Origin of the sequence: Microbacterium sp. (assembly GCF_052102115.1) — a bacterium.
Classification (GTDB): Bacteria; Actinomycetota; Actinomycetes; order Actinomycetales; family Microbacteriaceae; genus Microbacterium.
In genome coordinates, this window is sequence record NZ_JBQDVP010000045.1 from 16,538 (window position 1) to 24,043 (window position 7,506).

The window sequence follows — 7,506 nt, forward strand, 5'->3', positions numbered from 1 at the left end:
CGTCTGCGTCGCTGCGCGACTCCGCTCAACGCCCGGCAGAAGCTCCGGGGGAGAGGGAGGAGGCTTCGGCTCGCCTGCGGCTCGCTCAACCCGTTTCGTCTGCGTCGCTGCGCGACTCCGCTCAACGCCCGGCAGAAGCTCCGGGGGAGAGTGAGGAGGCTTCGGCTCGCCTGCGGCTCGCTCACCCCGTTTCGTCTGCGTCGCTGCGCGACTCCGCTCAACGCCCGGCGGGCGGAGCTCAATTGGCGGCGGCTGACCATCCCGGGGCGTTGAGCGAGCGCAGCGAGACGAAACGGGTTGAGCGAGCGCAGCGAGTCGAAGCCCCCACCCTCCACCTACAGAACCTCGTGGTCCGAGACCTCCCGCCGGTCTCGTTCACCGCCGCACCGGGCACGATCACGCTGGTCGAGGGTCCGAGCGGTTCCGGCAAGTCGAGCCTGATCGCCGCCCTCCGCGGAGCGGCAGCCTTCACAGGCACAGCGACCCTCGATGGCACCGATATTCGAGAGCTCGCACCGGCCGACTGGCTGGCGTGGGCGGGGCAATCTCCGGGCCTGATCCGCGGCACGATCGCCGACAACGTCACGCTCGGCTCCGATCCGGAGCCCACCGCCATCCGCCATGCCCTCGATGCCGCCTGCGCCGACGACCTCGACCCCGCGCAGGAGCTCGGTGTGCAGGGGAGCGGGCTCTCCGGCGGGCAGGCGCAGCGCGTCGCCGTCGCCCGCGCGCTCTACCGTCATGCCGCCAGGCCCGATCGCTTCCTCGTCCTGGACGAACCGTCGAGCGCGCTCGACGCCGACACCGAACAGCGATTGTGGACGACGCTGCGCGACCGCGCGGATGCCGGCGGCACGATCCTGCTCGTCTCGCACCGCCGCACCGCGCGTGAGATCGCCGACCGGATCGTGGCGCTGGGGGTGCTCGCATGAGCGTCGACGCCAGCGCCCGCGGCATCCTTCGGCTTGCGCAGCCCCCGATGCGTCGCTTTCTGCCCGGCCTCATCTGGGGTGTCTTCTCTGCCGTGGCGGCGGTGTCTCTGCTCGCCGTCAGCGGCTGGCTGATCGTCAGCGCCTCGATCATCGACTCGCTCGTACCGCTGTCGATCGCGGTCGTCGGTGTGAGGTTCTTCGCCGTCTCCCGTGCGGTCTTCCGCTACCTCGAGCGTCTGTCGGGTCACGACGCCGCACTCCGTCAGCTCGCCACCACCCGCTCCGACATGGTGCGCAGGCTCGTTCCGCTCTCGCCCGCCGGTCTCGGTCGGACCGATCACGGCCAGCTGCTCTCGGCCCTCGTCGATGACGTCGAGAACCTGCAGAACCTGCCGCTGCGGGTCGTGCAGCCCCTTGCGGTCGCCGGTGTGGTCGCGGTAGGAGCGGTGACCTTCATTGCCTTCATCTCCCCGCCGGCGGCGCTCACCCTCGCGGTGTGCCTGATCGTCGCATCCCTCGTCGCCGTGGGGGTGAGTTGGCTGTTCGGCGGCCGCGCCGAAGAGCGCGTGTCCCGCGATCGCGCCGAGCTCTCGGCATCCCTCGTCGACTACTTCGGCAGCCTGGACGTCCTCCTCGCCTACGGCGCGGAGCCGGCAGCGCGCGAACGGATCGAACGCGCCGACGCGGCGGTGCGCCGCACCGTGACGCGGGCGTCGTTGGCGCAGGCGTCGGCCGCGGGGGTCGTCTCGGTGCTCGCCGGCGTCGCTTCGGCGTGGGCGGTGGCCGCAGCATCCCCGGGGCTCGCGACCGGCGCGATCGACGGTCCGTGGCTCGCGGTCGTCGTGCTCGTGCCGATGGTCGTGTTCGAGGTGTTCGGCGCGGTGCCGATCGCCGCGGCATCCTGGCGGAGCGTGCGTGCGAGTGCCCGCCGCGTGGTCGAGGTGCTGCCCGCGTCGATGCCCGGAGAGCTGCGACCGGATGCCGGGGCCGAAGACGTTCCGGCCGGAACCGCCCTGCAGCTGCGCGACGTCCGCGCCGCGTGGCCGGGTGGCAGTCCGGCCCTGCGCGGCGTCACGCTCGACCTCGAGCCGGGGGAGCGTGTGCTGGTTTCGGGCCCCAGCGGCGCCGGCAAGAGCTCGCTCGCTTCGGTGCTGGTCGGTTTCCTCCGCGCGGAGGGCGCGTTCACGATCGGCGGGACGGATGCTGCGACGCTCAGCGGCCCGGCCCTGCGGCGCACGATCGGGCTGTGCGAACAGCATCCGCAGCTCTTCGACGAGGACATCCGGCAGAACCTGCTGTTCGCCCGCGATTCCGCGAGCGATGACGAGCTCCTCGCCGTGCTCGGACGCGTCGGTCTCGGCGACTGGGTGCGTGACCGCGGCGGGCTGGACGCTCGCGTCGGCGACCGTGGCGCGCTGGTGTCGGGTGGCCAGGCGCAGCGCATCGCGCTCGCCAGAGCGCTGCTGCGCGGGTTCCCGATTCTCGTGCTCGACGAACCGACCGCCGGCGTCGACCCCGAGGCGGCCGATGCGCTGCTGCGCGACCTGCTCGGGGCGGCGGGCGAGCAGTCGGTGCTGCTCATCTCGCACGTCGAGCCGCCGGAGGGAACCGTGGATCGGGTCGTGCGGATAGAGGCGGGACGGACGGTCTGACCGATCAGTTATTAGTTGCTCAAACGTGACAGTTGACTTGGAGCAACTATGCGCGTATTGTTGCTCCAGATCAACTTTCTGACGCAGGAGCATCCTTCTTTGACATCTCACACCTCACCCGCACCGGAGACCACGCGTTCCGCGCGCGAGGTCTTCACCGCGATCTCCGGACTCATCGTCGGCATGTTCGTCGCCGTGCTCTCCGGCACGATCGTGTCGACCTCGCTGCCGGTCATCATCGCCGACCTCGGCGGAACCCAGTCGCAGTACACCTGGGTCATCACCGCGAGCCTCCTGGCGACCGCCGTCACCACGCCCATCTGGGGCAAGCTGGCTGACCTTGTCGACCGCAAGGTGCTCGTTCAGCTGTCGCTCATCCTCTTCACCGTCGGCACCGTGATCGCCGGGTTCTCCACCGATACGAACATGCTCATCGCGGTGCGCGTCATCCAGGGCGTCGGCGTCGGCGGCCTCATGTCGCTCGTCATGATCTCCGTCGCCCTCATCATCTCGCCCCGCGAGCGCGGCAAGTACATGGGCGTCGTCGGCGGCATCATGGCGCTGGGCACCATCGGCGGCCCGCTCCTGGGTGGACTCATCACCGACACTCTGGGGTGGCGGGCGAACTTCTTCGTGGGCGTTCCGTTCGCGATCGTCGCGCTCATCCTGCTGCAGTTCACGCTGCACCTGCCCAAGCCCCAGCGGGGCACGAAGGTCTCGATCGACTATTTCGGCATCGTGCTGCTCGCTGTCGGCGTCTCGACGCTGCTGATCTGGGTGTCGATGGGTGGCAGCCAGTTCGACTGGGACTCCTCGACGAGCATCATGCTCGCCGTCACCGCCGGCGTCGTCATCGCCGGGTTCATCGCCGTCGAGTTCTTCGTGAAGGAACCGATCGTGCCGATGTCGCTGTTCCGTAACCGCACCTTCACCCTGTCGGTCATCGCATCGATCGCCATCGGCGTCTCGATGTTCGCCACCGCTGTCTTCCTCGCCCAGTACTTCCAGCTGGCCCGGGGCGCCACACCGACCGAATCCGGCCTCATGACGATCCCGATGATCGTCGGACAGATGGGATCCTCGATCATCATCGGTCAGCTGGTCAGCCGGTTCGGCAAGTGGAAGGGCTGGATGGTTACGGGTGCTGTTCTCGCGACCGTCGGTGTGAGCCTGATGTCCACGCTGCGCTACGACACACCGTTCCCGCTCGTCGCGGTGTACATGTTCGTGCTCGGTGCCGGTCTCGGAATGGTGATGCAGAACCTGACGCTGATCGTGCAGAACGACACGCCTCCCCAGCAGCTGGGCGCCGCATCGTCGAATGTCAACTTCTTCCGTACGATCGCCGGCACCATCGGCGTGACGATCATGGGGTCGGTGCTGTCGACCAGCGTCGGAACATATATCGCCGACGGCATGAAGGGCTTCACGCCCACGACACCCGACGAGATCGATGCCCTGAAGCATCTCGGATCCGGCGACGTTCCGAACGTGTCGGAGCTGCCCGAGACGATTCGGACGATCGTTGAATCCTCCTACGGGCACGGCATCGCGGATGCCTTCATGATCGCCATTCCGCTCGCTGTGCTGGGCATCATCGCCATCGCGTTCATCAGGAACAAGCCGCTGTCGACGAAGAACGCCGCAGAGCAGCTGCGCGACCAGGCCGAGGAGTCGGTGATCGAGGTCGCCGAAGCCGAGGTGGGCGCGAACACATCCACCGGCAGCATCCGCATCGCCGGCGACGAATCGGCATTTCCGGCGACCGGGTCGGTGACCGTGCTCGAGCGAGAAGATCGCGAGGACGGGCGCTGACGTGGCTGCCTCCGACTCCGCGGTGTTCCCGGAGCTCGACGAGACTCTCGCCGAGTTCCAGGGGCACCTGAGTCTGCTGTTCACCCGGGTGCGGACGCTGTGGAAGGAATCTGCGGCGCAAATCCATCCCGAGCTGCAGCCGTCCGGATACAAGCTCCTCGCATACATCGCACAGGTCGGCAGCGCGAACGCGCATCAGCTGGCCGAGATCTTCGAGATGGACAAGTCGGTCGTCAGCCGGCAGGTGCGGATGCTGGAGGATCTCGAGCTGCTCGAGTCTCGTCCGGACGATCAGGACGGGCGGCAGCGGGTGCTCACGGCCACGCCGGCCGCGTGCGAGATTCTCGCCGAGCTGAGACACGGTCACGCAGAACGCCTGCGCGAGACTCTGGCTGATCTGACACCCGCTGAGCTCCGGACAGCATCCACGGTGCTCCGTCGTCTCACTGAGGCATGATGCCTGTGCGCCCTACACTGGCGAGCATGAGTGCGTCGTCTTCCGAACCCGTGGCTCCTGACGCCGCAGCATCCGATTCCGAGGTCGACGCCGACGGCGGCGCGATCGAGGGTGACGAGCTCGACCAGGCCGTCGCCCGGGTCGAGCACGAGCTGGGTCGGTTGTTCGCGCGCATCCGCGTGAGCTGGCGCGAGGCGGCGGTCACCGTGCATCCCGACCTGCAGCCGCTCGGCTATCAGGTGCTGATCTCGATCGCGAGCGGCAAGGCGACCACGGCGAAGGAGATCATCGAGCGGCTGCAGACCGACAAATCGGCCGTGAGCCGGCAGGTGCGTCAGCTCGAAGAGCTGGGACTCGCCGAATCCGTCGCCGATCCCGACGACCGGCGCACCCGGCGACTGGTGGCGACGGAGCTCGCGCAGGAGCGCATCGCCGTCGCCCGCGCGCACTACGAGGGGCGCATCGGCGAGCGGCTGCGTGCCTGGTCGCCTGCCGATCTCGAGCACTTCGTCGAGCTGCTCGGCTCGCTCTGACGCGCGGCGCATCGGGTCGCGACCTGCGCCAGCGGACCGCTCAGTAGAGGTCGACCGGAGGCTCCATCACGATGCCCTGCGCCTCGAAGGCGCGGCGGCGCTCCTCGATGCGCCGGTGCATCTCGACCTGCGCATCGTCGACGACCTGGGCATCCAGCGGGATGCTCGCGGCATGCGGCGTGCCGCCTTGAGCGGCGATGTACGCGTCGAGTTCGGGGCCGGAGGTCAGCGAGGTGATCAGTGAGTAGCGCGGAGCATCGCCCTGGTGCCAGACCGCGTGCCAGAAGCGCTGCGTGTCGACGATCATGCGGGTGCCAGCCGCAAGCGGGAAGCGGATCTCGGTCGCGGGATCGAACCGGTCCTCGCGGAGGATGAGGAGAGAGTCGGGGTCGTCGGTGAGGTTGAGCCAGGCGCGCACGACCCAGCCGGTGCCGTCGTCGTTGAGCCGGTTGTTGTCGTCTTGGTGCAGGTTGTAGACGGCGTCGGCGTAGGTGTTCGGCTGCAGCTCGATCACGCGGCATCGGCCGACGTTCGCACCGGGCTCCTGGGCGAAGCGGGTCAGCGTGGGAGCCTTCGCGACCTGCGCGTCGATCCAGACGCCGTCCTTGTCGGTGCGCGGTGGGGTGTGGTTCCAGAACCCGTTGCACTCGACCTCGCCGGCGTAGCTGGCCAGTGGGGCGAAGCGGGTCACGCCGGAGGACCGCCAGGCGACGTACTCGAGATCCTGCCACTCCGCTGGGTCGATCGGGGTCGGGTGTGCGGGCAGGACGACGTAGCCGGTTTCCGCCAGCGCCGCCGACGTGATGAAGCTCATGGAACAACCTCCGTTGAGGTCATCCTAACCAGCCTGGGCGTCGCATGACGCGAAGTGTCGCCGGGGGTGTCCGCTCAGGTGGAGCGTGATTAGCCTGAGAGCATGACCGAACCGCAGGGCGCCCTTCTTGTGGGCAGCGTGAACTATGACGATGCCGAGACGACGATCCGTACGGCGGCGTCCCTCTTGGGCGATCGGCTCCGGCGGATCCCGGACGGCGAGGTGGGCAAGAGGTTCCACTGGATCATGTTCCAGCCCGACGTGCTCGGTGAGGCCGACGGCATCGAGCGCGTGGGGGAGGAGCCCATCCCGTTCGGGGCGGGCCTGGACGCGCGTCCGCTTCGGATCGCGGACGGCGTGGATGCCGCGACCATCACCCTCCCGCCGCTCGGGTACGCGGATGCTGCCATCGAGTCGTACCGGGTGTTCATGAAGCTGCGGGGCGAGGGTGTGGTGCCGGACGGCATCCGTTTCCAGGTGTCGCTGCCGACGCCGGTCGCCATCCTGTCGTCATTTTTCTCCGGCGCCGATCGCGCCGCGATCGAGCCGGTGTACACGGATGCTCTGGTGGCCGAGCTGGGACAGATTCTGGCCGCGATCCCGCATGAGGATCTGGCGATCCAGTGGGATGTCGCCAGTGAGTTGGGCATCATCGAGCGCGCCTCGGGGTACGGCGCGGTGATGGATGCCTGGTGGGAGGGGGATCCGTTCGACGGCCTCGTCTCGCGGCTGGCCGCGCTCGTGGATGCCGTCCCGGCAGACGTCGAGGTCGGCGTGCACCTCTGTTACGGCGACGCGGGTGAGCGGCACTTCATCGAGCCGACGGATGCCGGAACGCTCGTTCGCTACGCCAACGCCGTGATCGCGGCCTCTGCGCGTTCGTTCTCGTGGTTGCACCTGCCCGTGCCCCTCGAGCGAGAGGATGCTGCGTACTTCGCCCCGCTGGCGGACCTCGCCCCGGTCGCCGAGCTGTATCTCGGGCTCGTGCACCGGGAGGACGGCGCCGAGGGGGCGCAGCGGCGGATTGCCGCGGCATCCGCTTTCGCGTCGTCGTTCGGAGTGGCGACCGAGTGCGGCATCGGCCGCGCGCCCGAGGGCAGCACGGAGGGCATCCTGCGTACGCACGCCGAGGTCGCCGCACCCTGGTGAGGGCTGGCCGTGCCCAGAAAAGGTCGATTCGCGCGACCGGCCGGCGTCGCGTAAACTCTTCCGCGGTGACGTGTCCGAGCGGCCGAAGGTGCAACACTCGAAATGTTGTGTAGGTTCACCCCTACCGTGGGTTCAAATCCCACCGTCACCGCCA

At 68.6% G+C, this 7,506-nt stretch carries 7 protein-coding genes and 1 tRNA gene; 7 read left to right on the top strand and 1 reads right to left on the bottom strand.

The window, feature by feature from the left end; translation table 11 throughout:
* From ACTICP_RS12755 to ACTICP_RS12775, 5 genes are all read left to right on the top strand, one after another.
* The coding region (locus ACTICP_RS12755) for an ATP-binding cassette domain-containing protein (RefSeq protein WP_441892924.1) at positions 1-932 on the top strand (932 nt) is incomplete at its 5' end.
* Positions 929-2,584, top strand: coding sequence for a thiol reductant ABC exporter subunit CydC (gene cydC / locus ACTICP_RS12760; RefSeq protein ID WP_441892926.1), 1,656 nt, complete (start codon positions 929-931; stop codon positions 2,582-2,584). The genes ACTICP_RS12755 and cydC, both read left to right, overlap by 4 nt.
* Positions 2,585-2,632: 48 nt before the next feature.
* A complete protein-coding gene (locus ACTICP_RS12765) occupies positions 2,633-4,399 on the top strand; it encodes a DHA2 family efflux MFS transporter permease subunit (protein ID WP_441892928.1) in 1,767 nt (588 codons plus the stop codon).
* Position 4,400: 1 nt separating this feature from the next.
* Positions 4,401-4,856: a MarR family winged helix-turn-helix transcriptional regulator gene (locus ACTICP_RS12770; RefSeq protein WP_441892930.1), complete on the top strand. Its 456-nt coding sequence runs from the start codon at positions 4,401-4,403 to the stop codon at positions 4,854-4,856.
* 26 nt (positions 4,857-4,882) lie between these two features.
* Positions 4,883-5,389, top strand: coding sequence for a MarR family winged helix-turn-helix transcriptional regulator (locus ACTICP_RS12775; protein ID WP_441892932.1), 507 nt, complete (start codon positions 4,883-4,885; stop codon positions 5,387-5,389).
* 40 nt (positions 5,390-5,429) lie between these two features.
* Here the strand turns inward: ACTICP_RS12775 and ACTICP_RS12780 are convergent, their stop codons facing one another.
* Entirely contained in the window at positions 5,430-6,203 is a 774-nt protein-coding gene (locus ACTICP_RS12780; protein WP_441892934.1) for a hypothetical protein, read from the bottom strand.
* A gap of 102 nt (positions 6,204-6,305) precedes the next feature.
* On the opposite strand from ACTICP_RS12780, the gene ACTICP_RS12785 reads away from it, so the two are divergent.
* Together ACTICP_RS12785 and ACTICP_RS12790 are read left to right on the top strand one after the other, a co-directional pair.
* Complete coding sequence (locus ACTICP_RS12785; RefSeq protein ID WP_441892936.1) at positions 6,306-7,352, top strand: hypothetical protein; 1,047 nt, start codon at positions 6,306-6,308, stop codon at positions 7,350-7,352.
* A gap of 64 nt (positions 7,353-7,416) precedes the next feature.
* A tRNA-Ser gene (locus ACTICP_RS12790) sits at positions 7,417-7,506 on the top strand.